This is a genomic window from Longispora urticae (genome assembly GCF_053902585.1).
Map to the genome: position 1 here is coordinate 23,828 of NZ_JAQZSH010000054.1, position 24,513 is coordinate 48,340.

Here is a 24,513-nt window from a genome sequence, read left to right on the forward strand (position 1 = left end):
GGGCCTAGGATGATTCCCATGCCTCGTGCCCGTCTCGCCCTCGCTGTGGGCTCCGCCGCCCTGCTCGCCCTCGCCGGTTGCGGTACCGCCGCCGACAAGAAGTCCGACACCAAGCCGGACGCGTTCGGGTGTACGGCGGACAAGCTGCCCACCCTCGCGAAGGGCAAGCTGACGATCGGCACGGACAACCCGGTCTACGGCCCGTGGTTCGTGGACAACAAGCCGGAGAACGGCCAGGGCTTCGAGTCGGCCGTGGCGTACGCGGTGGCGGACAAGCTCGGGTACCCGAAGGACGCGGTCGTGTGGACCCGGGTCACCTTCAACGCGGCGATCGCGCCCGGCCCGAAGGCGTACGACTTCGACATCAACGAGTTCTCGATCACCGAGGACCGCAGGAAGGCCGTCGACTTCTCCACCGGGTACTACGACGTGAAGCAGACCGTCATCGCCCTGAAGAGCTCCAAGATCGCGGGCGCGAGGTCGATCGCGGACCTCAGGGGCGCCAAGCTCGGCGCGCAGGTCGGCACGACCAGCTACAAGGCCATCACCGACGTGATCAAGCCGACGGACAAGCCGGGCGTGTACAACAACAACGACGACGCGAAGGCCGCGCTGGCCAACGGCACCCTCGACGGCCTGGTCGTGGACCTGCCGACCGCGTTCTACATGACCGGGGCCGAGATCAAGGACTCCCTCATCGTCGGCCAGCTCCCGCCGCTGCCGGGCGTGCAGCAGGAGCAGTTCGGCCTGGTGCTCGACAAGGGTTCGAAGCTCACGAGCTGCGTGAGCCAGGCCGTCGACCAGCTGCGCAGCAACGGCAAGCTCGCCGAGCTGGCCAAGCAGTGGCTCGCCGGCGCGGACGGCGCCCGCGAACTCTCGTGACGTACCAGCCCAGCGGGCTCCAGCTCGAACGGGTCGCCTACAAGCGGTCCCGGGCGGTCCGGTCGGTGCTGATCGCGGCGGCGTCCACGGTCGTGCTCGGCACCGGGCTGGTCGTGGCCGTGACCGGTTCCCCCGGGTGGCAGAAGGTCAAGGAGACGTTCCTCGACCTGGACACCGCCCGGTCCGCGCTGCCGGCCGTGCTCGACGGCCTGGTGCTGAACCTGTGGCTGCTGCTGTTCTGCGCGATCGGCGCACTCGCCCTCGGCCTGCTGGTCGCGGTCGTGAAGACCCTGCGCGGCGCGGTGTTCTTCCCGGTCCGGGCGTTGGCGACCCTGTACACGTACGGGTTCCGGGGCATGCCGCTGATCATCGTGCTGTACGTGCTCTGCTACGGCGTACCGGGCCTGCGGTTCGAGTGGACCCCGCCCGTGGTGGTGCTCGGCGGGTTCGCGATCGTCATCACGTACGCGGCGTACATCGCCGAGGTGTTCCGGGCCGGCATCGAGTCGGTGCACCCGAGCCAGCGGGCCGCCGCGCGCTCCCTGGGCCTGACCTACTGGCAGACCATGCGGCACATCGTGCTCCCCCAGGCGGTGCGCCGGGTGGGGCCCGCGCTGCTCAACGACCTGGTGGCGTTGCAGAAGGACGTGGGACTGGTGTCCATCGCCGGGGTGATCGACGCGGTGCGCGCGGCCCAGATCGAGGTCGCGACGAGTTACAACTTCACGCCGTACATCGTGGCGGGTCTGATCTTCGTGCTGCTGGCCATCCCGCTGATCGCCGTGACCGACTGGGTCACGCTGCGGGCGGCCCGGCGGCAGTCGGCGGGAGGCACCTCGTGAACCCTGTGCTGAGCTGCGTGGACGTCCGCAAGACCTTCGGGCCGAATGTGGTACTCGACGGGCTGTCCCTCGACGTCGGCGAGCACGAGGTCGTCGTACTCATCGGCGCCTCCGGCTCCGGCAAGTCGACCCTGCTGCGGTGCGTGAACCTGCTGGAGGACATCGACGACGGCGCGATCCGGCTGGACGGCGAGCACATCACCGACCCGCGGGTGAACCCGGACGTGGTCCGGCAGCGGATCGGGATCGTGTTCCAGTCGTTCAACCTGTTCCCGCACATGAGCGTGCTGGACAACATCACCCTGGCCCCGGTCCGGGTGCACAGGCTGCCCCGGCGCGAGGCCGAGGACAGGGCCCGGGAGCTGCTCGACCGGGTGGGGCTCGCGGACCGGGCGGGCGAGTACCCCGACCGGCTGTCCGGCGGGCAGCAGCAGCGGGTCGCGATCGTCCGCGCCCTGGTCAACGCGCCCCGGCTGCTCCTGCTCGACGAGGTCACCTCGGCGCTGGACCCGGAGCTGGTCGGCGAGGTGCTGACCATGATCAGGGACCTGAAGAACGACGGCATGACCATGGTGATCGCCACCCACGAGATGGGCTTCGCCCGGCAGGTCGCCGACCGGGTGTGCTTCCTGCACCGGGGCAGCGTCCTGGAGTCCGGCCCGCCGTCGCAGGTGCTGGGGTCGCCGACCGAGGAGCGGACCCAGCAGTTCGTGCGACGGATCATCGAGGCGGGAAGACTGTGAAGCTGAAGCTGGATCTGCACGACATCTTCAACAAGGGCCGCGACATCGAGCGGTCGTTGCAGGACATCATCAACCAGGCCGTCGAGAAGAAGGCCACCAGCGTCGAGATCATCCCGGGGAAGGGTTCCGGCGCGCTGAAGAAGACCGTGCTGCGGTTCCTGGAGCGCAAGGACATCAAGGCGCTCTACCACCGGGTGGAGAAGGACTCCGACAACTTCGGCCGGCTGTTCGTGCACTTCAAGTGGAAGGGCAAGGGCAGATAGCCGACGGGTACGGGTCCCCCGACGCGTTCTCCGGCGCGCGGGCGGCCCCGGCGCGGTCCGCGGTGACCGGCTAGCGCATCGCGACCCGGCGGGCCGTCGGGGTGCCGATCCGCAGGGTCGTGTCGATCACGTCGCGGAGCACCTTCGGGGCCGGGGCCTCGGCGAGCAGCGTGACGGTCTTGGCCGCGCCGTCGAGGTAGGAGACGGTCACCTCGTAGTTGAACCGGTCGCAGCACAGGTCGGGGCGGCTGTAGGTGGGCGCGAGCGCGCGGAACTCGGGGCCGCCGGCCAGGTCCAGTGCCCGGGGGGCGTCGGCGTGCGCGGTCCACCGGCTGAGCGTGACGGTGCGGTCGACCCCGGCGAAGCCGCCGGTCTGGCGGACGGCGATCTGGTAGGCCCCCGAGGTGCGGAACACGGGCAGGCCCGGGGCGGCGGGGGCGGGGGTCGCGGCGCCGACGACGAGCAGGGCGGCCAGGAAGGTGACGATACGGGCGATCATGACTGGTATAACAGGAATGGTCCCTGACGGACACGGGCCAGGGGCGGCCGGCACGACGCGGGCGCGGCCCGGTGCGGCCCGGTGCGGCCCGGTGCGGCCCGGGGTCAGGCGCGGCGGGCGACCTTGAGGGCCCAGCCGATCAGCGGGATCTGGAGCGGCAGCCGGCCGTAGGCGATCGCCTTCGCCTTCGGGGACCCGCCCCGGGCGTCCACCGCCATCTGCACGTTGGCCGGGAACACGGCCGCGAACAGCCCCGCCGCGGCGTAGCCCCCGGCGCGCCGGGTGGCGGGCAGCGCGACGCTCGCGGCGACGGCGAGCTCGGCGACCCCGCTGGCGTAGGTCCAGAACCGGGGGGAGCCGGGCAGCGCGCGGGGCACGATCCGGTCGAACGGCCGCGGCTTCAGGAAGTGCAGCGCGCCCATGCCGGCGAGCAGGCCGGCGAGTGCCAACGCGGATCGATCCTTGGTCATGACGTCAGGGTACTGGCATGATCGGCCGATGCGCCGGGTCCTCCTTCTGTCCGTCACCGTGCTGGTGACGTTGCTCGCCGGGCTGGTCAACATGCGGCTGTACGCGCCGAGCCCGTTGGAACGCCGCACGTCCGACGTGGTGGCCGAGGCGGTGTCCCGGCTGGAGTACCTGCGGGGCACGCTGGAGGACGGGGCCGCCGAGGACGCCCAGGGACTCTTCCCGGAGGGGTACTTCTTCTCCTACGAGCTGTACGGGCTGAGCTGGGTCAACGTGGGACTGCGCTCGCCGGTACACCAGAAGAGGGCTCTTTCCGAGGCCCGGTGGGCGCTGGCGCACGTGGACTCCGACGCCGGCCGGGCCCCGTTCTCCCCGAACCTGTCCCCCGCCTACGGCGCGTTCTACGTCGGCTGGTCGAACTGGCTGCGCGGCGGGATCGTGAAGCTCTCCGCGGACCCGGCCGCGCCGGAGCGCCCGCAGCTGGCCGCCGAGACGAAGGTGCTGGCCGAGGTGCTGCTGGCCAGCCCGACGCCGTTCCTGCCGTCCTACCCGGGGCAGGCGTGGCCGGTGGACTCCGTGGTGGCGGTGGCGTCCCTGGCGCTGGCCGACGAGGTGGGCGAGGGCGACCACGCGAACGTCATCGGCCGGTGGCTGGCGGCGTCCGACGAGCGCCGCGACCCGGCGACCGGGCTGCTGCCGCACACCACCGATCCGGTGAGCGGCCGGCCGCTGGAGGGCGCGCGGGCGACGTCGCAGGTGGTGGCGCTGCGGTTCCTGGCGGAGCTGGACCCGGCCCGGGCCCGGAAGGACTGGACGGTGTTCCGGGAGAGGTTCGCCTCGACGGTGCCGGGCGCGCCGGGGATCCGGGAGTACCCGCGCGGGAGTTCCGGCGGCGGCGACGTGGACTCGGGGCCGCTGGTGTTCGGGCTGTCGGCGTCGGCGAGCGCGGTGGGGCTGGGCACGGCGGTGCTGTTCGGGGACCAGCGGACGGCCGCCGAGCTGACCGGGCTGGCGGAGGCGACCGGGTTCCGGGTGGGCGACCGGTACCTGGGCGGGCTGGTGCCGATCGGGGACTCGTTCATGGTGTGGTCGACGACCACGACCGGGTGGGTGTCCGGGGGCGCGGCCGTGGAGGAACGGCCGGAGCGGAACTGGCGGTGGCCGTGGCAGCTGGTGTCGGTGCTGGTCGTGGGGCCGTTGTTCGTGCTGTCGTGGCTGTCGGTGCGCCGTCGGAGGTCGGGCGGGCCGGCCCCGGATGGCCCGCCGATCGCGGACCCGGCTCCGGACCCGGACGACGCGGCCGGGCCGGACGGCGGGGAAGTGCCGTCCGGCGCCCCGGCGCGCACCGCCGGACCCCCGGCCGGAGGGAAGCCGGCCGGCGGCCCGTCACCGGATGTTGCTGGTGTGCCCGAGTGAGTAGCGCCCGGGCTGCGGCCAGTACGTGAGGCCGTGCGGGCCCGAGCCGACCGGGATCCGCCTGACCAGCTCGCCGCTGGTGGTGTCGAACACGTACACCTCGTTGTGGTATCTGCCGGACAGCCAGAACTGGGTGCCGTCGGCGGACAGCGCGCCCATGTCGGGGCTGCCGCCGCCGGGGATCGTCCACTTGCCGAGCTTGTCGCCGGTCACCGGGTCCATGACGACGATCGTGCCCTCGCCCCGGTTGGTGACGAACATCCGCTTCGAGTCGCGGGAGAAGTAGACGGCGTGCGCGCCCTGGCCGGTCGGGATGAAGCCGATCTGCTTCGTGGCGTCGCCGTCGAAGACGTACACCCCGTTGGCGTGCATGTCGGCGACGTAGAACCGTTTGCCGTCCGGGGACAGCCGGGAGTCCTGCGGCATCCCGTTGGGCACCTGGTCGAGGGCGAAGCTGGCGACCTGCTCCATCGTGGCCACGTCGAGCACGATCATCCGGTTGGCGAACTCGCAGGTCACCAGGGCCTTCTTGCCGTCGGCGGTGAAGTCCATGTGGTTCACCCCGGCGCACTCGGGCACGGAGAGCTTCTTGTGCGGCCGCCACGACGGGTACTCGTAGAAGTCGAGTCGCTTGTAGGCCTCCGCGACCACGATCGCGTACTTCCCGTCGGGGGTGAAGTACAGGTTGTACGGGTCCTGCACGTGGATCACCTCGCCCGGCCGTCCCGTCTTCGGGTCGATCGGCGTGAGGGTGCCGCCGGGGATCTCGTCGGCGGTCGCGTACAGGGTCTTCATGTCGTAGCCGGGGACCACGTGCTGGGGTTCGCGGCCGGCGTCGAACTTGTCGATCACCTGGTACGTCCTGGGGTCGATCACCCACACGTCGTGGCTGCCGTTGTGCGGCACGTACACGAGTTCGCGCGCGCCGGCCACGGCGGGACCGAGCTTGTTGGACCCGGAGGCGGCGTACACGTCGGCCGTGGTGAGCGGCGGCGGCATGCCGGGCAGGACGTCCATGGCGGGGGTCGGCGACGCGCTGGTCGCGGTGGGGGCGGGTACGGGTTGGGGCTTCGCGGCCGGCTTCGGGTCCGCCTGGGCGCAGCCCGCCAGCGCCGCCACTGCCACGATTGCCATGCCCCAATTCAACCTTTTACGCACATCGCGCAGAGTACCCGGCGGTCCACCGTTAAGTGACGGCGGCTAACACATCGATAACAATCGAGCTCTTTACTGGACAAAAGATCGACTGCTAGAGATGTAACAACCGCATAACGCGGCCCTTCGGCAAGGGAGACTCACCGATGAGAAAATCCATCGCCGCAAGTGGGATAGCCGTTCTGGTGGTCGGCCTGCTGGCCGGCGTGTCCACCACAGCGACGGCCTCACCGACACTGTCCGGACAGGACCAGGCACTCACCACGCACCGGGCGGCCTTCGCCGGCGGCGCGGGCGACGCCTACCGGGCCACCCGGACCGTCGTGGATCCCGACGGCACGTCACACGTCCGCTACCAGCGGACCTACCAGGGACTGCCCGTCATCGGCGGCGACTTCGTCACGCACACCGCCCCCGGCGGCGCCTTCACGGCGTCCAACGGGCTGTCCGCCCCGCTCACCCTCGCCACGAACCCCGGCGTCGGCAGGGCGTCCGCGGCCGCGAAGGCGCGCGGCCAGTTCACCGGAACGGTGGCGGGGGTGCGGGACCCGGCCCTGGTCGTCGACGCCACCTCCGGGACCGGCAGGCTGGCGTGGGAGACCGTCGTCAGCGGCACGAACGGGCAGACCCCGAGCGTGCTGCACGTCCTCACCGACGCGCACAGCGGTGCCGTCCTCAACAGGTACGACGAGGTGAAGAGCTTCGGTTCCGGGTCCGGCGCGAGTGGTGGCGCGCTGGTCGCGGGGACGGGCAACAGCGTCTACTCCGGCGCGGTCACGATCGACACCACGCTGTCGGGTAGCACCTACAGCATGGTCGACCCGTCGCACGGCAACGGCCGGACCTGCGACATGAACCAGGGCTCCGGCACGTGCACCACGTTCACGGACGCGGACAACACGTGGGGCAACGGCACCCAGTCCGACCGGGCCTCGGCCGGCGTGGACGCGCACTTCGGCGCGGCGGTCACGTTCGACTACTTCAAGAACGTGCACGGCCGCAACGGCATCTTCGGCAACGGGGCCGGCGTACCGAGCCGGGTGCACTACGGCAACGCGTACATCAACGCGTTCTGGGACGGCGCGCAGATGACCTACGGCGACGGGGCGAGCAACCAGCGCCCGCTGGTCTCGCTCGACGTGGCCGGGCACGAGATGTCGCACGGCGTCACCGAGGCGCTGTCGGGGCTGCAGTACTCCGGCGAGTCCGGCGGGCTGAACGAGGCCACATCCGACATCTTCGGCAACATGGTCGAGTTCTACGCCAACACCTCCTCCGACCCGGGCGACTACCAGGTCGGCGAGAAGATCAACATCAACGGCAACGGCACCCCGCTGCGGTACATGTACAACCCGGGCCTCGACGGCTCCTCGCACACCTGCTGGTCGACCAGCACCAACAGCGTGGACGTGCACTACTCCTCCGGCGTCGGCAACCACTTCTACTTCAACCTGGCCGAGGGCACCGGCTCGACGCCGTACGGCACCTCCCCGTTGTGCGGCTCCAACCCGGGCACGGTCGGCATCGGCCGGGCGAAGGCGGAGAAGATCTGGTACCGGGCGCTCGACCTGTACTTCACGACCACGACGAAGTACGTCAACACGACCACCCCGGCGAACACGTCCCGCGCCCAGACCCTGACGGCCGCCACGGACCTCTACGGCCTGTGCAGCGCCGAGTACAAGGCGGTCCAGTCGTCCTGGACCTCGGTCAACGTGGCCGGCAACGACGCGCCCTGCAACGCCAGCCAGGACTTCTCCATCGCGGCCAGCCCGGCCTCGGGCAACACCAACCCCGGCGGTTCGCTGACGGCGACGGTGACGACCACGACCACGGCCGGCGCCCCGCAGACCGTGAACCTGAGTGCCTCCGGCCAGCCGGCCGGCGTGACCGTGTCGTTCAGCCCGGCCTCCGGGAGCTCCGGCTTCTCCTCGACGGCGACCATCGCCACGACGACGGGGGCGGCACCGGGGACGTACACGATCACGATCACCGGCACCGGCACGGCCGTCACCCGGACGACGTCCTACGCGCTCACCGTCAACGGCACGGGCGGCTGTTCCAGCCCGGGCCAGAAGCTGGGTAACCCCGGCTTCGAGACGGCAAGCGCGCCGTGGACGGCCAGCACCGGCGTGATCGGCGCGTGGGCCGGCACCGGGGCCCCGCGCACCGGCACCCGCAGCGCGTGGCTGGACGGCTACGGCACCACGCACACCGACACCCTGTCGCAGACGGTCACCATCCCGGCCGGCTGCTCCAGCTACGTGCTGAGCTTCTACCTGAAGATCACCACGGCGGAGACGACCACGACGGTGCAGTACGACAAGCTGACCGTGAAGGTGGGCTCGACCGTGCTGGCCACGTACTCCAACCTCAACCCGCAGGGCTACTCCCTCAAGTCGTTCAACGTCGGCGCCTTCGCCGGCCAGACCGTGGTGCTGAACTTCACCGGCACCGAGGACGTCTCGCTCCAGACGTCGTTCGTCATCGACGACACGGCGCTGAACGTGTCCTGACGCCACTTCCGTAGGGCCATGGTGATCGCTACGGTGATCACCATGGCTCTCGGTCTAGCGCTGCTCATCGATGTCCTCAGGGTCTGGCTACCCTCCCTGATCACGGTGTACGGCGCCGCCGGCAGCACCCCGGCCGAGCAGATCGGCCTGTTCGCCCTCGCCTGCTTCGCGGTCGCGCTGCTCGGCGTGCCGCTGGCCCGGTGGGTCGGCCCCGGACGGTTCGCGACCGCGTCGGTGGCCGGCCTCGCCGTGGCCCGGATTCTCCTCCAGGCCACCCACGGCGGCCGCCCCCAGCTCTACCTCGCCACCGCCGCCCTGGTCGGCGGCCTGTGGTGGCTCGTCGGCCTCGCGGTCGGCGGCCTCGACGGCCGGGCCGCCACCAACGCGGTCCTCGGCGGTTTCGCGGTCAGCGCCCTCGGCCACGCGGTGCTCGGCGGCGTGGACCTGATGTGGCGGACCGGCTGGTGGGTGTGGCTGGTCCTGATCGTGGCCGGTCTGGACGCGGTGGCGACCACTCCGCGCAGGACGTTCCCGGGAGTCGCCGTCCCGGCCCGCTTCTGGTTCGCCGTCGGGCCCGCGGTGCTGCTGTTCGGGATCCTCGGTGGTGCGACGACCCGGGTGGGTGCGGCGGCCGGGGTGTGGGCGGTCGCCGTGCTGGTCGGGGCCTGCGTGCTGGGGAACCGGCTGTCCGGGACGGCCCGGGAGCGGCTCCGGGTGCCCCTGGTGGGGCTGTCCGCGCTCCTGCTGCTCGGTTCCGTCGCCGTGGCCAACGAGGCCGGTGGGTGGCTCCTGGTGGCCGGGTCGGCCGGGGTGGCGGTCGGGCTCGGGCTGTGTCTGGGCGCGGCGGCCCGGGCGGCACGCGCGCCGGGCGTCGGTGGTGCCGGCCGTGCCGAGGACGACCCGATCGGCGCCGCTGGCGGGGGCGGCGCCGGCACCGGATCCGGGGCGCGCCGGGGCTTCGCGGCCGCCGGTGGGCTGCTCGTCTGCGTGATCCTCCTCTTCGGGTACTACGCCTCCTACGACCTCGACCTCGGCTTCGGTTCCGCCACGCTCGTCGCCGTGCTCCTCGCCGCGCTGGCCGTGGCCGTCCCCGCCCTGCTCGGCGCGCGGGCGCCCGTCGGGGCGCGGGCCGGGGAGCCAGCCGGGGCGCGGGCCGAGCGGGTGTGGCTGCGGGCCCTGAACTTCGACGCGGTGCTGGCCGGCGGGCTGGCGCTGCTCTTCGGGTTCTGGGCGCTGCCGGCCGTCACGTCGGCGGAACCGCCGGGGATGCTGCGCCTGGTCTCGTACAACATCAGGATGGGTTTCGATCTGGACGGCCGGTTCTCCGTGGACGCCCTCGCGGCGACGATCCAGAGCCAGAATCCCGATGTGGTACTCCTCAGCGAGGTCGACCGGGGCTGGTTCCTCAACGGCGGCCACGACACCCTGGGCCTGCTCGCCAAGCGCCTCGGCATGCGCCACGTGTTCGCCCCCGCCGCCGACCAGGTCTGGGGCGACGCGGTGCTGACCCGGGCCACCATCGTGTCCACGCGGTCCGTCGCGCTGCCGGAGGAGGGGCCGACCGGGGCGCAGGCGCTCGGCGTCGTACTCCGGGTGGCCGGCGGGCGCGAACTCGCCGTGGTGTCCACCCACTTCCAGCCCGCCGGGGACTCCCCCGCCGTCAGCCAGGCCACGGCGGCGGCCGGGCTGGTCCGTGAGCTGTCCGCCGGGGGCCGGCCCGTGGTGCTGGCCGGGGACCTGAACATCGAGCCGGGCGCGCCGGCGTTCGCGCCGCTGGCCGCCGTGGGGCTGACGGACGCGCTCGCGCCGAGCCGGCCGGTGCCGACGTTCCCGGCCGACGTGCCGACCCAGCAGATCGACCACGTGCTGATCACGTCCGGGCTGGTGGCCCACGGGGTGGTGACGCCGGAGAGCCGGGCGTCGGACCACCGGGCGGTGGCGGTGTCGCTACAGGTGGGGTGACGGCAGGTTCGCCTCGACGCCGTCCAGGAGCACCTTCAGGCCGAACTCGAACGCGCGGGACGGGGCGTGGGCCGCCTGGTACTCCTCGCCGGCCGCCGAACCCACCCGCGCCGCCACCGGGAACCGTTCCACGTCGAACACCCGCGCCAGCAGCGGCCCGTGCGCCTCCCACCATTCCAGGTCGGTGACGCCCGTGCTCCGGACCGCCTGGGCGTCCTCGACCGCGCCCCGGACAGCCCCGTGCACGTAGTCGTTGACGAGCTGGACGAGCAGGTCCATGTCGATGTCGGTGAGCCCGAGCCCGTCGACGGCCCGCAGGTCGCGGTCGTACTTGGCGATGGTGTGCGGGCCGAGCACCGGGCGGCTGGACGCGACCCGGAGCAGCCAGGGGTGGCGCAGGTAGAGGGCCCAGTTGTCCCGGGCGATCCGTTCCAGGCGCGCCCGCCAGCCCACGGGCTCCGGGTCGCCGTCGCCCTCCGCGGCCCGGCCTCCGTCACCTTCCCCGGCACGGCCTCCGTCGCCCTCCGTGGCCCGGTCGCCTCCGACCCCGGGCGGGCCGACCTCCGAGTACACCGCGTCGAGCATCAGGTCGAGGAGTTCGCCCTTGCCGGGCACGTAGTTGTACAGCGACATCGCCGTCACCCCGAGCTGTTCGCCGACCCGGCGCATGGTGAGCACGTCGAGGCCCTCCGCGTCGGCGACCGCGATCGCGGCGGCGGTGATCCCCGCGACGGTGAGCTTGGGCTTCGGCCCCCGGCGGGGCCGGTCCTCGCCGACGCCCCAGAGCAGCTCCATGCTCCGGGTCGGGTCGCCGGTGCCGCTGTACTCGATGCTCACCCCGTCATTGTGCACGTCGGGTCCCCGCGACCGGGATCACAATCAATTACGTTGTAAACTATTTACGACGTACATTAAAATGGGGCTCCGAACGAGAGGAGCGAGCGTGACACTCGCAGTGGTCGCCGAGGGGCTGACCAAGCGCTACGGGGCCAGTCCGGCGCTGGACGGGTTCGATCTCGCGGTGCCGACGGGCACGGTGCACGGGCTGCTGGGGCCCAACGGGGCGGGCAAGACGACGGCGGTGCGGATCCTGGCCACCCTGACCCGGTTCGACGCGGGCCGGGCCGAGGTCGCCGGGTACGACGTGCGCCGGCAGCCCGACCAGGTCCGACGGCACATCGGCCTGTCGGGGCAGTACGCGGCGGTGGACGAGATCCTCAGCGGCCGGCAGAACCTGGTCATGTTCGGCCGGCTGTTCCACCTGGACCGCCGGGCGGCGGCGCGCCGGGCCGACGAGCTGCTGGAGCGGTTCCGGCTCCCGGACACCGGCACCAAGGCCGTCAAGGACTACTCGGGCGGGATGCGTCGGCGGCTCGACCTGGCCGCCAGCCTGATCCTCGCCCCGCCGGTGCTGTTCCTCGACGAGCCGACGACGGGGCTCGACCCGCGCGGCCGGACCGAGGTGTGGGACGCGGTGCGCGCCCTGGTGGACTCCGGGACGACGGTGCTGCTGACCACGCAGTACCTGGAGGAGGCCGACCAGCTCGCGCACCGGATCTCGGTGATCGACGCCGGTCGGGTGATCGCCGGCGGCACCCCCGAGGAGTTGAAGGCGACCCTCGGCTCAGACCGGATCGACGTGGTCACCCACCGGGCCGCCGACCTGGACCGGGCGGCCGTCGTGGTGGCCGCGGCGACCGGGGGCCGCACGACGACCGATCCGGACCGCCGGCTGGTCGGCGCGCCGGTGACCGACCGGATGGCCGCGTTGACCGGGGTGATGGCCGGGCTGACGGAGGCGGGGATCGTCGCGGAGGACATCGCGGTGCGCCGCCCGACCCTGGACGAGGTGTTCCTCCACCTGACCGGCGGGCGGGCCCAGGACCTGCCGGACGATGCCCGACCGGACCGGGCCGACCAGCCGGGACGCGGCCGACCGGGCCGGGCCGGACAATCAGGCGCCGATCAACCAGGCGCTGGTCAACCAGGCGCCGGTCGGCCACGGGCCGGGAGTTCCGAGCCGCAGCTCACGAAGGAGGGCCGATGACGGCAGTACTCGGCGACGCCTGGACCATCACGGGCCGGAGCTTCGCGCACTGGGTCCGCCAGCCGTTCGCGATCGTGTTCGGCCTGCTGTTCCCGATCATGCTGGCCGTGCTGTTCGGGTTCCTGTTCGGCGGGGCGATGTCCGTGCCCGGCGGCGGGGACTACATCGAGTTCCTGATGCCCGGCATGTTCGTGATGACCATGGCCTTCGGGATCGGCGAGACGATGGTCTCGGTCAGCGCGGACAAGGAGAAGGGCGTGACGGACCGGTTCCGGTCCATGCCGTTGTCCGGCGCGGCCGTGGTGCTGGGCCGGAGCCTCGCCGACATGGCGTACTCGGCGGTGCTGCTCGCCGTCATGCTCGCCTTCGGGCTGCTGGTCGGCTGGCGGGCCCACGAGGGGTTCGCCTCCGCCATGGGCGCCGTGGGGCTGCTGTTCCTGCTGCGGTTCTCGCTGGTCTGGGTGGGGGTCTTCCTCGGGCTGGTCGTCCGGGGCGCGGAGGCGACGGCGGCCGTGCAGACCCTGCTGTTCCCGCTCACCATGATCACGAACACGTTCGCCGATCCGGCGACGATGCCGGCCTGGCTGGGTACGGTCGCGGAGTGGAACCCGTTGTCGGCGACCGTGACCGCGACCCGGGACCTGTTCGGCAACCCCGGGATGGGCGGCCAGGAGCACGCGCTGGCCCTCGCGCTGGCCTGGCCGGTACTCCTCGTCGCGATCTTCCTTCCCTTGTCCGTCTGGCGCTACCGGAGGCTGAGCCGATGACCCTCGACCCGAACACCGAATTCGACCGCCAGGTCAGGAACCTTCTCGATCTGGGTTACCCGGCGCTGGCCGGCCTGTCCGCCGAGGAGTTCACCGCGCTGGTCGCCCCGGTGCGCGCCGACGTGCTCGCCCGGGGGGACATGGTGCCGGCGACGCCCGACCGGGTGCCGTTCGTGCTGGTCGTGGCGGTGGACCCCTACCAGACGGTGCCGCTGCTCACCCTGGCCGGGAAGAAGAAGCCGGGCGTGGTGGACCGCAACTACGCGGAGGGGGAGGTCTCCCGGTTCGTACCCGTCAAGGAGGTGGGTGTCCCGGACCGGGCCGCCTATGTGGTCTTCGACGTCGAACGCGGCGAGGAGTTCTGCGACGTGAAGCCGCAGGAGGCCATGGAGACCCTCGCCGGCCGGGGGCGCACGCCGCTGACCATCGAGGAGGGGATCGCGGTCGTCACGCACTTCCCGGCCACCCTGGAGAAGAACAAGTGCTTCATGCTGGGCGGCTCGCGGTGCGGGGACCGGCGGGTACCGGCGCTGTGGATCAGTGAGAACGCGCCGAAGCTGGGCTGGTGCTGGGCGGGGAATCCGCACACCTGGCTGGGGACGGCCTCGGCGGGGGCCCGGGCCTAGCGGGTCCGTGGCCCGACCGGCTGGGCCCGGGGTGGCGGCCGGGTCGGGCCTGACGGTGGCGGTCCGCGCGCGAGGCGACTCGGGCGCGGACCGCTCTCCCCCGCTACGGCAGCGGCAGCCGGACGAGCTGCGGATCGTGGTCACTGGTCTGGGCGGCGAACTCCGAGTTCACGTGCACGACGTCGTACCCGTAGGGCTTCGCGGCCAGGTAGGGCGACACCAGGATGTGGTCGAGGAACTGCGAGTTGCCCTCGTAGACGTAGGAGTAGCGCTCGGCGTCGGGCAGGGTCGCCGGCAGATCCTTCATCCCGGCCGTGACCAGCTTCCCGACGGCCACCGAGAACTCGAAGTCGTTCAGGTCGCCGGCCACCACGATCCGGGCCTGGGCGTCGATCGCCAGCACCTGGGACACGAACGCCGCCACCGACGCGCCCTGCTGGTCGCGCTTCACCTCGCTGGACCGGACCGGGGGCTGCTTGCGGCCGAACAGCGGGTCGTCGCCGCCCTTGGAGCTCCAGTGGTTGGCGATGACGAACAGCGGGGCCCCGGCGTACCGGAACTCGCCTACCAGGGGCTTGCGGGTCGCCGCCCACGCCGCGTTGCCGGGGTCGATCCGGCCGGGGTTGCGGGTCAGGCCGACCTTGTCGGTGCCGCCCACGTTGACGACGCCGACCGGGGTGGTCGCGTCGCCCGCCGTGCCGGGCACGAACGTCAGGCCGATGTCGGTGCGGAACAGGAAGCCGACCCGGATGTTGCCGCCCGGGGCGCCCCCGTCCTGGTCGTCGGTCGGGTTGATCTGGCGGTAGTCGTAGCTGGGCCCGCCCGCGGCGGTGATCGCGGCGATCAGTTTCGTCCAGGTCTGCGACGCGTCCACGGTCGCGCTGTTCGTCGCGCCGTCGTTGTCCTGGACCTCCTCCACGACCAGGATCCCGGGCTTGGCCAGGTTGTTCACGATCACCCCGGCCAGGCCGTCGAACTTGGACTGCGGGTCGGACGGCGCGAGGTTCTCCACGTTGAACGTGGCCACCGACAGCTGGCCCGCCGGGGTCGCCGCCGTCGTCTCCTTCGCCAGCCCGCCGGACACCCTGGTCAGCGCGCCGGTCAGGTCCAGCTTGTAGTTGCCGGCCGCGTAGTCGAGGATCCCGACGGCCGGGCCGGAGAACGTGTCGCCGACGTTCACCCCGGTCGGGGTCGAGCCGGCGAGCAGGAAGTCGTCCAGGATCACCCGCTCCGGGTTGAAGTCGTTCTGGCGGACCATGATGCCGCCCCGGTTCGTGCGGACCGTGCCGGTGTCGCCGATCACCGGGATCTCGCCGAAGCTGTTGGACGGGCCGACGGCCTTCGGTGCCGTGACCTGCACGCGCATGCCCTCCAGGGACTCGTAGAAGTCGATCCCGTCGGTGGTCGCGTCGAACGTGCCGGAGGTTTCCACGTCCCCGGTCGCGTCGTCGTCGATCACGGTGGCCGGCGGCACCCGGCCACCGGTGCCGATCACGGTCGGGGCGGGCACCGGCCTACCGGAGGCCACCACGCTCACCGTCGGGGTCGCGATCTCCGTCACGGACAGGTTGGTGCTGGTCGCGCCGCCGGACCGGTACTCGGTCACCGTGCCGCCCACCGCCACGTCCTGGCCCACGACGGCCGCGCCGGCGGTGTTGGTGAACACGTACACGCCCTCCGAGGTGGCCGGGTTCGCGTCCGGGCACGGGTCCTGGATCCAGAAGCCCTTCGCGCCCACGGCGGTCACGACACCCCGGACCCCGGACACGGTCTGGGTGTTCTTCGGGGACACGTGCGACGCGCCCTGGATGTCGCGGATCCGGGGCGACGGGTACCCGCAGGTGTCGCCCGAGCTGGAGTTCTGCGGGGTCGGGGCGAGCCGGGCGAACTCGGTGCCGTTGTCGTCAGCGTCGGCCGCCGGGTTGGTCCGGGTCTCCGACTGGGTGTTGCCGGCCGCCCCGGCAGGGGAGGTCTCGTAGTCGTTCGCCGTGCCGTAGCCGAGGAAGTCGCGGACACCCGTGGCGGTGTCGCAGTTGGACCCGCAGGCCAGCGCGGCCGTCGAGGTGACCAGGGCGACCTTGCCGGAGGTGGCGGACAGGTTCGTCGTACCCGTCGCGTCCGGGGTGGGCAGTGCCGCCCCGCCACCGCCGCCCGCCGCGAGCCTGACCAGGTAGGAGCCGCCGGGCGCGATGCTGCCGGTCAGCGGGGTGACGAGCCAGGTGGTGCCGGCGGCCGACGCGTACTGCACGCTCCAGCCGGCGACGGAGACCGCGGCCGCGCTCCGGTTGTACAGCTCGACGAAGTCGTTGGCGTAGGGGGCGCCGCTGTTGCCGCCGCCGCCGTACACCTCGCCCAGCACGACGTTGGGCGAGGACGCCTGTGCGGGGGCGGCGAGGGCCAGGGTCAGTCCGAGGGTCAGCGCGCCTGCGATCCGATATCTCATGACTCACTCCCAAAAGGCGGGGCGGGTGGGACGCGGGCTGACTTTAACGTCCGTTCGGCCCACAGGGGAATGAATCCCGGGTGAACATGGCAGTGCGTCGGCGCGCGGCTGGCCCGGCCGGTGGCCCGGAACGGCGGGTGCGTCGGCGCGTCGCGGGCCCGGCCGGAGGCCCGGAACGGCGGGTGCGTCGGCACGCGGATGGCCTTGCCAGTGGCCCGGATCGGCGGGTGCGTCGGCGCGTCGCCGGCCCGGCCGGTGGCCCGGGATGCCCTCGGGTGGACATGCCAGTGGCCCGCCCCCTGTCCTGGGGCGGGCCACTGTGGAGGGAGGCTCTAGAAGGTCAGCGTCCAGGAGTCGATCCTGCCGGTGTCGCCGCCGGCCACGTCGGCCACCCGCAGCTTCCAGGTGCCGTTGGCGACCTCGGAGGAGGCGTTCACGGTGTACGTCCTGTTGACGTCGGCCGCGCTGTCGTTGTTCGCGAAGTCCTCCAGCAGGTACACCGTGCCGTCCGGGGCCACCAGCGACACGACCAGGTCACCCCGGTAGGTGTGCTTGACCTCCACGGCGACCTTGAGGGTCGAGGGGGCGTTGCCCGCGCGGGTCACCGCGATCGGGGACTCCACCGTGGTGTTGTCGCCGATCGCCACGTCGGCGGCGTTGGTGAACACGTTCGGGGACGGGCTCGTCGTGGCCGTGGGGCTCGCGGTGGGCGACGGGCCCGTCGTCCCGCCCGCGAAGGTCAGACCCCAGGAGTCGATCTTGCCGACGTCGTTGCTCGCGCCGTCGACCACCCGCAGCTTCCAGGTACCGCTGGCAGCCTCGGCGGACACGTTCACCGTGTACGTCTTGAGCACGTTCGCGGCACTGTCGTTGTTCGCGAAGTCCTCCAGCGGGTACACCGAGCCGTCCGGGGCCACCAGCGACAGGACCAGGTCGCCCCGGTAGGTGTGCTTGATGTCGACGGCGACCTGCACGGTGCCCGCCGTCCCGGTCCGCGACACGGTGATCGGCGACTCGGCCGTGGCGTTGTCGGTGATCGCGACGTCGTTGGCGTTGGTGTACGTGTTCCCGCCCGGGGACGGCGACGCGGTCGGCGTGGCCGTCGCGGTCGGGCCCGGCGTCGGGGTGCCGCCGCCGATGCCCGCGAGGTTCCAGGCGGCGACCGCGGCGACGTCGCCGATGTTGTCGAGGACCGTGTCGTTGAGGTTCGACATCGTGTCGCACGACTGGTGGTAGCACGGGTCGTAGGCCGCGCCGGCCGTGCCGCCCCACTTGGCGGCCTGGGCCGCGCTCTTGGTCGGGTCGAGGCTCAGGGAGGCGATGCCGCCGCTCGGGATGGACGCGCTGATGAACGCGGCGTGGTCGGAGCGGCTGTTGAGGTTCGCGTCGTCGGGGTCGATGCCCTTGCCCGTGAAGGCCGACTCGATGGCCGTCTTGATGGCCGCGCCCCGGGTCGGGTCCTCGCTGTAGACGAAGTAGCCGCCGTTGGGGGAGCCGGTCATGTCGAAGTTCAGGTACGACTTGATCTTCGTACGCTCGGCGGCGGGCAGGTTGTTCACGTAGTACTTGGAGCCGATCAGGTTGAGCTCCTCGGCGCCCCACCAGCCGAACCGCATCGACTTCGCGCCCGCGTCGGTCCCGGCCGCGTAGCGCAGCGCGATCTCCAGGATCATCGCCGAGCCGGAGCCGTTGTCGTTGATGCCCGCGCCGCTGGTGACGGAGTCGAGGTGCGCGCCGAGCATGACGACCTGGTTCGCGTCGCCGCGACCGGGGAAGTCGGCGATCAGGTTGTAGCCGGTCCTGCTGTTGTGCGTGAAGCTCTGCTTCGACGTGGTGAACCCGGCGGCGTCCAGCTTGCCCTTGACGTAGTCGATCGACGCCTCGTAGCCGGGCGTGCCGTGCGCGCGGTTGCCGCCGTTGGCCGCGGCGATGTCGGAGAACTTCTGCAGGTGGGCCTTGACGTTGGTGACGCTGATGTCCGGCGGGGCCGCCGTCGTCGTGGCCATCGTGGGGTGGGCGGCTGCGAGCACCGCCGCGGTCACGACCGTGCCGATGCCGGCGAGGATCGCCGCGCGTCTCGTGGGGGTGCTGCGCATGAGGGGCTCCTTCACAGAAGTACCGGGGGGTGCGAAGGCGGTCGGCACCGGCGCGCGAGCTGAGCGCGCCGGTGCCGACCAGTGTGATCAGGAGACGTTGAGGTTCACGTCGTCGATCACGAAGTTGGTCTTGAGGCTCGAGTCCTCAACACCGGTGAAGGAGAGCGTCACGGTCTGACCGGCGAAGGCCGACAGGTTGAAGCTCTTCAGGACGTACCCGCTGGCGGCGTTCGCGTTGCTGTAGGTCGCCAGGGTGGTGCTGCCGGCCTTCACGGTCAGCTTGTCGTAGGCGGTGGAGCCCGACTCGGCCGTGTCGATGTGCACGTAGAAGCTCAGCGTGTACGTCGAGCAGCCCGACGGGACGGTCACCGACTGGGTCAGGGTGTCGGTGTGCGCCTTGCCGTAGCCGTTCAGCCACGCCTTGTACGAGCCGCTGCGCGCCGGCTGCGAGGTGCCGTTGTCGATCACGCCGGACGACGCGGTCCACGAGGCGGCACCGGACTCGAAGCCACCGTTCGCGACGACCTGGGCGGCGGTGCAGCCACCCGAGGCCGGGCTGACGGTGATGGTGAACGAGGCGGTACCCGCGTTGTTCGCCGGGTCCTTCGCCGTGACGACCACGTTGGCGGTACCCGCCGTGGTCGGGGTGCCCGAGATCAGACCGGAGGTGCTGATCGCGAGGCCGGCCGGCAGGCCGGTGGCGGAGAAGGTGACCGCGTCACCCTGCGGGTCGGTGGCGCTGACCTGCTGGGAGAACGCGACGCCGACCTTGCCGGTCAGGTTGCCCGGGTTGGTGACGGTCGGGCTGCCCGACGGGGTGGAGGCGCAGGCCGGCTCGCCGGTCTGGACCGCGACGTTGACGGCCTTCCACGCGGCCTTGACGGCGTTGCACTCGGTGGCGCCGTACAGGTCGTTCGCGGCCTTGATCGTGGAGATCCGGGCCTTGGCGTAGGTCTCCGACGTCGTCATGTACGCGTCGAGGGCCTTGTACCAGATCTTGCCGGCCTTGTCGTTGCCGATGCCGGTGACGGCCGGGGCGCTCGCGCAGGTCGGGCTGTTGCCCCACGAGGTCGAACCGGAGCCGACGGCCAGCTGGTAGAAGAACTTGTTGCCGACGCCGGACGAGTAGTGCACGTCGACGTTCTTGGTGCTGGTCGACCAGCAGCTGTGCGAGGACCCGTCCTTGTTCGGCTCGTCCATCCAGCGCAGCGGCGTGCCGTTGCCCCGGATGTCGATCTTCTCGCCGATCAGGTAGTCGGGGGTGTCCGCGGCGGCGTTGGCGTAGAACTCGACCAGCGTGCCGAAGATGTCCGAGGTGGCCTCGTTCAGGCCGCCGGACTCACCCGAGTAGATCAGGCCCGCGACGGAGGCGGTGACGCCGTGCCCCATCTCGTGGCCGGCGACGTCCAGCTCGGTGAACGGCTTGGAGCCGGCGGCCCCGTCACCGTAGATCATGCAGAAGCACGAGTCCGACCAGCCGGCGTTGTCGTAGTTGACGTAGTAGTGCACGTAGGAACGCGCGCCGACGCCGTCGCCCTTGATGCCGTTGCGGCCGTGGACGTTCTTGAAGTAGTCCCAGGTCCACTGGACGCCGTAGTGCGCGTCCACGGCCACCGTCGCCCGGTTGTTCAGCGTGTTGTCGCCGAACGTGCCGTTCGCGCTGGTGAAGGACAGCGAGTTGGCGACCGTCGGGTCGGTGTTGCCCTGCGCGTCGCCCTTGTTGTTGGCGTCGCGGGTCTCGCCGTTGCCCCGGCTCGGGTCGAGCAGCTCGTAGTTGCCGTCGGCCTTCTGGTTCACGCCGAGGGAGACGTTGCCGACCTGGTAGCCCTTGCCGTTGCCCGTCGCCGGGCCGGCCGCGATCGCCGTGGCCGCGCCGGCCTTGGCCGGGCGGTTGCGGGTGGCGAACGTCTGCACGTCGTCCCACGCGTTGCGGATCAGGCCGGACTGCGCGTCGATCAGGACGTTCATCCGGCTGGCGCCGCCGTCGGCGGCCTTGCCGTCGACGACGACCCGGTAGGCCAGCGCCGGGGAGCCGGCGGTGGCGTCCACGACGAGCTGCGGGGTCGAGCTGGCCGGCTTGCCCGCGTAGCCGCCGACCGCGAGGGCCGCGGCGCGCTGCGCCGTGACCGCCGGGCTGGTCGACAGGTTCAGCGGGGCCTCGAGGCCGACGCTGGCCTCCTTGAACTGGCCGTTCGCCGCGCTGTGCACGATCACGTCGCCGCCGAGGACCGCCAGGCCCTTGTAGCTGCGGTCGAAGCGCACGTGCCGGGTGCCGTTGGGGTCGACCGTGCTGCCCTTGGCGGTGAACGCGTCGGAGCCGCTCGCCCGGAGGGCCGCGCCGTGCGTGCGGAGGCTGGCCTTGGCGTCCGCGACGGCGACAGAGGCCGACGCGAGCGGGGTGGGGGCGTTCGGGGCGGCGGTCGCTGCGGCCGGGAGACCGAGCAGACCGGCGACGAGCGCGAGCCCGGCACCAGCCTTCACAGCGCGCTTTGGATCGAAGGGGACCATTGTCAATCCTCCGGAGGGGTGGGTAAACCGCTGTAGCGGTAGCTCGGAGTATTAAGATCAACGGTTCAAGGGGAACCCAAGGTTAAAATAAAAGTTACTTAAATCACGTGTTATGTTAACTATCCTTATCGATTTATGTACCAGCGGGTAACGATCAGGTGATCAATCCGCGACGGGGAGCGCCAGCGTGACCACCAGGCCGCCCCCGACCTGCGCCTCCGCCTCCACGGTCCCGCCGTGCGCCCGGGCCACCGACCGCACGATCGACAGGCCGAGGCCGACCCCGCCACCCCCCAACCGGCTGCGGCTGCCCCGGTGGAACGGCTCGAACAGCTGACCGAGCAGCTCCGGCCCGATCACCTCGCCGTCGTTGACCACCCGCAGGACACCCGCGCCGGTCGTGACCCGCACCGAACCGCCCCGGACGTTGTGCCGGACCGCGTTCTCCACCAGGTTCTCCACCGCCCGGGACAGCAGCGCCACGTCGCCGCGGACCGGTACGGACTCCAGGTCCGCGGTGACCGTCACGCCGTGCAGGCCCGCCTCGCGCCGGACCGCGTCCACCGCCTCCGCCGCCAGGTCCGCCAGGTCGTCCACCTCGCCGCCCCGGACCTCCTGCTCGCTGCGGGCCAGGGTCAGCAGGCTGTCGATCAGCCGCTCGGCGCGCAGGGTGGCCGAGCGCACGTCCTCCCCCATCGCCCGCAGCTGGCTCTCGGAGGCCGCCGGCTTGGCCAGGGTGACCTCCACGGCGGTCCGGGTCACGGCCAGCGGGGTACGCAGCTCGTGCGACGCGTTGGCGACGAACCGGCGCTGCCCCTCGAAGGAGGCGTCCAACCGGGCGAGCATCGCGTCGAACGTGTCCCCGAGCTCCTTGATCTCGTCGTGCGGCCCGGGCAGGTCGAGGCGCTCGTGCAGCGTGTTCTCCCCCGCGCGCCGGGCCGCGTCGGTGAGCTGGCGCAACCGGCCCAGGGTCCGGCCCGCGATCAGCCAGCCGGCCCCGCCGGACAGCAGGACGAGCACGCCGAGGACGGCCACCGAGTTCGCGGCGAGCCGCTTGAGGGCGTCCTCGCGCAGCTTCTGGCGGATCCGCTCCTCGGCGGCCACGGCCTCGGAGTCCGTGGTCGGCGGCTGGCCGGCCTGGGAGCTGGCCCGGTCGTGCAGTTCCGCCGTGGTCGGCTGGTTCAGGATGTCGGACCGGACCGAGAACACCATGATCGCGATGAGCAGCAGCCCGCCGAGCAGGAACACCGTGCCGTAGAGGAGGGTCAGCCGGGCCCGGATCGTGAGCCGTCTGCTCACGGCAGCCGGTACCCGGAGCCGACCAGGGTCTCGATGACCGCCGGGTCGCCGAGCTTGCGGCGCAGCCGGTTCATCGTGACCCGCACCGTGTTGGTGAACGGGTCGGTGTTCTCGTCCCAGACCCGTTCGAGCAGGGTCTCGGTGCTGACCACGGCGCCGTCGGAGACCATCAGCGCCTCCAGGACGGCGAACTCCTTGGCGGTGAGCCGGATCTGCTGGCCGTCCCGCCAGACCGTCCGGCGCAGGGTGTCCATCTCGATGGAGTCCCGCCGGAGCAGCGCGGACTGGCTGCGGCCCCGCCGGCCCAGGGCCCGGACCCGCAGCACCAGCTCGTCGAACGCGAACGGCTTGCCCAGGTAGTCGTCGGCGCCCATCGCCAGCCCGTCGAGCCGGTCGGCCAGCTCCACGAACGCCGTGAGCATGATGATCAGGGGCGCGTCGGCCCGGCCCGCGAGCGCCCGGCACACGTCGTCGCCGTGCAGGACGGGCAGGTCGCGGTCGAGGACCAGGACGTCGTAGGCGTTCACGCCGACCTTGGCGAGCGCGTCCGCGCCGTCCGGGGCGACGTCGACGGCCATGCCGGCGTCGCGCAGCCCGTCGGCGATGTGCTCGGCGAGCGTCGGTTCGTCCTCGGCAATCAGTACGCGCATGGTCCCTACCCTGCCTGGTGGCGCATAACACCAACGTTACAGGCCCAGGTCGTGGCTAGAGTTCGGTAATGACTACCGAACGTCTCACCGCTGACATGTGGTTCGACCCCTCCTGCCCCTGGGCCTGGGTCACCTCCCGCTGGCTGCTGGAGGTCGAGAAGGTCCGTCCCGTCGACTTCCGGTTCCACGTCATGAGCCTGTCCGTGCTGAACGACGGCCGCGACCTGCCGCAGAGCTACCTCGACTTCCTGGTCACCGCCTGGGGCCCGGTGCGGGTGTGCATCGCGGCCGAGCAGCGGTTCGGCAACAAGATCCTGCTGCCGCTCTACACCGCCCTCGGCAACCGGATCCACACCCCCGACCGGGGCACCCCCGAGGAGATCATCCTGGGCGCGCTCGCCGAGGTGGGCCTGCCCGCCGACCTGGCGGAGGCCGCGCACTCCGACGCCCTGGACGCCGAGCTGCGCGCCAGCCACCACGCGGGCATGGACCTCGTCGGCCAGGACGTCGGCACCCCCGTCATCCACGTGCCCGGGGCCGACGGGGAGACCATCGCCTTCTTCGGGCCGGTCGTGACCCCGGTGCCCCGGGACGAGGCCGCCGGGAAGCTGTGGGACGGGGTGCTGCTCGTCGCCGGTACCCCCGGATTCTTCGAACTGAAGCGCTCCCGGGGTGACGAGGCCCCGCGCCTGCACTGAGAGCAGATCAAGAGCGACGAGCTTCGATGGTTACGGCGACACCCGGCCCGGTGCCGGTCGGCACTTCCGGGAGGCCGCCGCTGTCCGGTACGAGGACGGCGGCGGGCTCCCGGGTGTCCCGTCGGGCGGGTGCGCCCGGCGGGCTGGTCGGCTCGGGGCGCGTGCCTGGCGGCGCCTGACCCGGGGCGGCTGGGGCGTACCCGTCAGCTGATGTTGCCGTCGACGTCCGGCCAGAGTGGTTTGGGCCAGGTGTCCACGTAGAGGAGCTGGGCCTCGCCTAGGGCGTGCTTGTAGATCCGGCGCGCCGCCGGTCCGGTGTAGAGCCAGTCGTCGCAGTCGTCGTAGACCACCCGGTGCCGGCCACTGTCCTCGTCGACGCCCAGGTCGGACGTCGTCCAGCCGACCAGGGCCGCCCGGCGGAGCAGCAGGCCCGGCCTCGGCAGCACCCACCACACGCACCACCAGGACACGTTGCTGCCGCGGCCCTCGTAGGCCCAGTAGCTCAGGAGGCGGGGGAAGCGGGTCTCGTGGCGGTACCGCAGGCCGGTGGCTCTCTCGTCGCCGGTGAGCAGTGCCCGGAGGTGTTCGTAGCGTTCGTCCACCTCGCTCGACATCACCCCACGAAACTAGCCC

At 71.7% G+C, this 24,513-nt stretch carries 21 protein-coding genes; 11 read left to right on the forward strand and 10 right to left on the reverse strand.

Annotated elements, in window-relative coordinates; translation table 11 throughout:
* Nucleotides 1-18: 18 nt before the first annotated feature.
* Genes PT931_RS34430 through PT931_RS34445 form a run of 4 tightly spaced genes read left to right on the forward strand, consistent with a single transcriptional unit; the run spans nt 19 to nt 2,730 of the window.
* Nucleotides 19-882, forward strand: coding sequence for an ABC transporter substrate-binding protein (locus PT931_RS34430; protein ID WP_456249904.1), 864 nt, complete (start codon nt 19-21; stop codon nt 880-882).
* Complete coding sequence (locus PT931_RS34435; RefSeq protein ID WP_456249905.1) at nt 879-1,724, forward strand: amino acid ABC transporter permease; 846 nt, start codon at nt 879-881, stop codon at nt 1,722-1,724. The genes PT931_RS34430 and PT931_RS34435 overlap by 4 nt, the downstream gene beginning before the upstream one ends.
* A complete protein-coding gene (locus PT931_RS34440) occupies nt 1,721-2,467 on the forward strand; it encodes an amino acid ABC transporter ATP-binding protein (protein WP_456249906.1) in 747 nt (248 codons plus the stop codon). Before PT931_RS34435 ends, PT931_RS34440 begins: the two co-directional genes overlap by 4 nt.
* A complete protein-coding gene (locus PT931_RS34445) occupies nt 2,464-2,730 on the forward strand; it encodes a Smr/MutS family protein (protein WP_456249907.1) in 267 nt (88 codons plus the stop codon). The genes PT931_RS34440 and PT931_RS34445 overlap by 4 nt, the downstream gene beginning before the upstream one ends.
* A 70-nt stretch (nt 2,731-2,800) precedes the next feature.
* Here PT931_RS34445 and PT931_RS34450 read toward each other — a convergent pair whose 3' ends face one another.
* Both PT931_RS34450 and PT931_RS34455 read right to left on the reverse strand, forming a co-directional pair.
* Nucleotides 2,801-3,229, reverse strand: coding sequence for a protealysin inhibitor emfourin (locus PT931_RS34450; protein ID WP_456249908.1), 429 nt, complete (start codon nt 3,227-3,229; stop codon nt 2,801-2,803).
* A 104-nt stretch (nt 3,230-3,333) separates the two neighbouring features.
* A complete protein-coding gene (locus PT931_RS34455; RefSeq protein WP_456249909.1) occupies nt 3,334-3,699 on the reverse strand; it encodes a DoxX family protein in 366 nt (121 codons plus the stop codon).
* Nucleotides 3,700-3,727: 28 nt separating this feature from the next.
* Here PT931_RS34455 and PT931_RS34460 point away from each other — a divergent pair, with 28 nt between their 5' ends.
* The gene (locus tag PT931_RS34460; protein WP_456249910.1) at nt 3,728-5,113 is read left to right on the forward strand and encodes a hypothetical protein; all 1,386 of its coding nucleotides are present in this window, start codon (nt 3,728-3,730) and stop codon (nt 5,111-5,113) included.
* On the opposite strand, the gene PT931_RS34465 is transcribed toward PT931_RS34460, so the two are convergent.
* Complete coding sequence (locus tag PT931_RS34465; protein WP_456249911.1) at nt 5,084-6,247, reverse strand: YVTN family beta-propeller repeat protein; 1,164 nt, start codon at nt 6,245-6,247, stop codon at nt 5,084-5,086. The genes PT931_RS34460 and PT931_RS34465 overlap by 30 nt on opposite strands.
* Before the next feature lie 167 nt (nt 6,248-6,414).
* Between PT931_RS34465 and PT931_RS34470 the strand changes: the two genes are divergently transcribed.
* Together PT931_RS34470 and PT931_RS34475 are read left to right on the forward strand one after the other, a co-directional pair.
* On the forward strand, nt 6,415-8,784 hold the full coding sequence (locus tag PT931_RS34470; protein ID WP_456249912.1) for a M4 family metallopeptidase: 2,370 nt from the start codon (nt 6,415-6,417) through the stop codon (nt 8,782-8,784).
* A 42-nt stretch (nt 8,785-8,826) separates the two neighbouring features.
* Complete coding sequence (locus PT931_RS34475; protein ID WP_456249913.1) at nt 8,827-10,746, forward strand: endonuclease/exonuclease/phosphatase family protein; 1,920 nt, start codon at nt 8,827-8,829, stop codon at nt 10,744-10,746.
* Here the strand turns inward: PT931_RS34475 and PT931_RS34480 are convergent.
* Entirely contained in the window at nt 10,732-11,583 is an 852-nt protein-coding gene (locus tag PT931_RS34480) for a TetR/AcrR family transcriptional regulator (protein WP_456249914.1), read from the reverse strand. The two genes, PT931_RS34475 and PT931_RS34480, sit on opposite strands and share 15 nt — an antisense overlap.
* Before the next feature lie 106 nt (nt 11,584-11,689).
* On the opposite strand from PT931_RS34480, the gene PT931_RS34485 reads away from it, so the two are divergent.
* From PT931_RS34485 to PT931_RS34495, 3 genes are read left to right on the forward strand one after another with little or no spacing between them, the layout of a single operon-like run.
* Nucleotides 11,690-12,793, forward strand: coding sequence for an ATP-binding cassette domain-containing protein (locus PT931_RS34485; protein WP_456249915.1), 1,104 nt, complete (start codon nt 11,690-11,692; stop codon nt 12,791-12,793).
* Nucleotides 12,790-13,560, forward strand: a complete 771-nt coding sequence (locus PT931_RS34490) for an ABC transporter permease (protein ID WP_456249916.1) — start codon at nt 12,790-12,792, stop codon at nt 13,558-13,560. The genes PT931_RS34485 and PT931_RS34490 overlap by 4 nt, the downstream gene beginning before the upstream one ends.
* Nucleotides 13,557-14,186 carry a DUF5701 family protein gene (locus PT931_RS34495; protein WP_456249917.1) on the forward strand — a complete coding sequence of 210 codons (630 nt, stop codon included), beginning with the start codon at nt 13,557-13,559 and terminating at the stop codon, nt 14,184-14,186. The genes PT931_RS34490 and PT931_RS34495 overlap by 4 nt, the downstream gene beginning before the upstream one ends.
* 103 nt (nt 14,187-14,289) lie before the next feature.
* Here PT931_RS34495 and PT931_RS34500 read toward each other — a convergent pair whose 3' ends face one another.
* The 5 genes from PT931_RS34500 to PT931_RS34520 all read right to left on the reverse strand — a co-directional run bounded on the left by PT931_RS34500 (nt 14,290) and on the right by PT931_RS34520 (nt 23,182).
* Nucleotides 14,290-16,629, reverse strand: coding sequence for a lamin tail domain-containing protein (locus PT931_RS34500; RefSeq protein ID WP_456249918.1), 2,340 nt, complete (start codon nt 16,627-16,629; stop codon nt 14,290-14,292).
* A 332-nt stretch (nt 16,630-16,961) separates the two neighbouring features.
* Entirely contained in the window at nt 16,962-18,725 is a 1,764-nt protein-coding gene (locus PT931_RS34505) for a M28 family peptidase (RefSeq protein ID WP_456249919.1), read from the reverse strand.
* An 87-nt stretch (nt 18,726-18,812) separates the two neighbouring features.
* Nucleotides 18,813-21,206 carry a M4 family metallopeptidase gene (locus PT931_RS34510; protein ID WP_456249920.1) on the reverse strand — a complete coding sequence of 798 codons (2,394 nt, stop codon included), beginning with the start codon at nt 21,204-21,206 and terminating at the stop codon, nt 18,813-18,815.
* A 189-nt stretch (nt 21,207-21,395) separates the two neighbouring features.
* Nucleotides 21,396-22,532 carry a sensor histidine kinase gene (locus tag PT931_RS34515; protein WP_456249921.1) on the reverse strand — a complete coding sequence of 379 codons (1,137 nt, stop codon included), beginning with the start codon at nt 22,530-22,532 and terminating at the stop codon, nt 21,396-21,398.
* On the reverse strand, nt 22,529-23,182 hold the full coding sequence (locus tag PT931_RS34520) for a response regulator transcription factor (protein WP_456249922.1): 654 nt from the start codon (nt 23,180-23,182) through the stop codon (nt 22,529-22,531). The genes PT931_RS34515 and PT931_RS34520 overlap by 4 nt, the downstream gene beginning before the upstream one ends.
* Nucleotides 23,183-23,250: 68 nt before the next feature.
* Between PT931_RS34520 and PT931_RS34525 the strand changes: the two genes are divergently transcribed.
* Entirely contained in the window at nt 23,251-23,880 is a 630-nt protein-coding gene (locus PT931_RS34525) for a mycothiol-dependent nitroreductase Rv2466c family protein (protein WP_456249923.1), read from the forward strand.
* Between the two features lie 203 nt (nt 23,881-24,083).
* On the opposite strand, the gene PT931_RS34530 is transcribed toward PT931_RS34525, so the two are convergent.
* Nucleotides 24,084-24,494, reverse strand: a complete 411-nt coding sequence (locus tag PT931_RS34530) for a hypothetical protein (protein WP_363726123.1) — start codon at nt 24,492-24,494, stop codon at nt 24,084-24,086.
* Between the last annotated feature and the right edge of the window lie 19 nt (nt 24,495-24,513).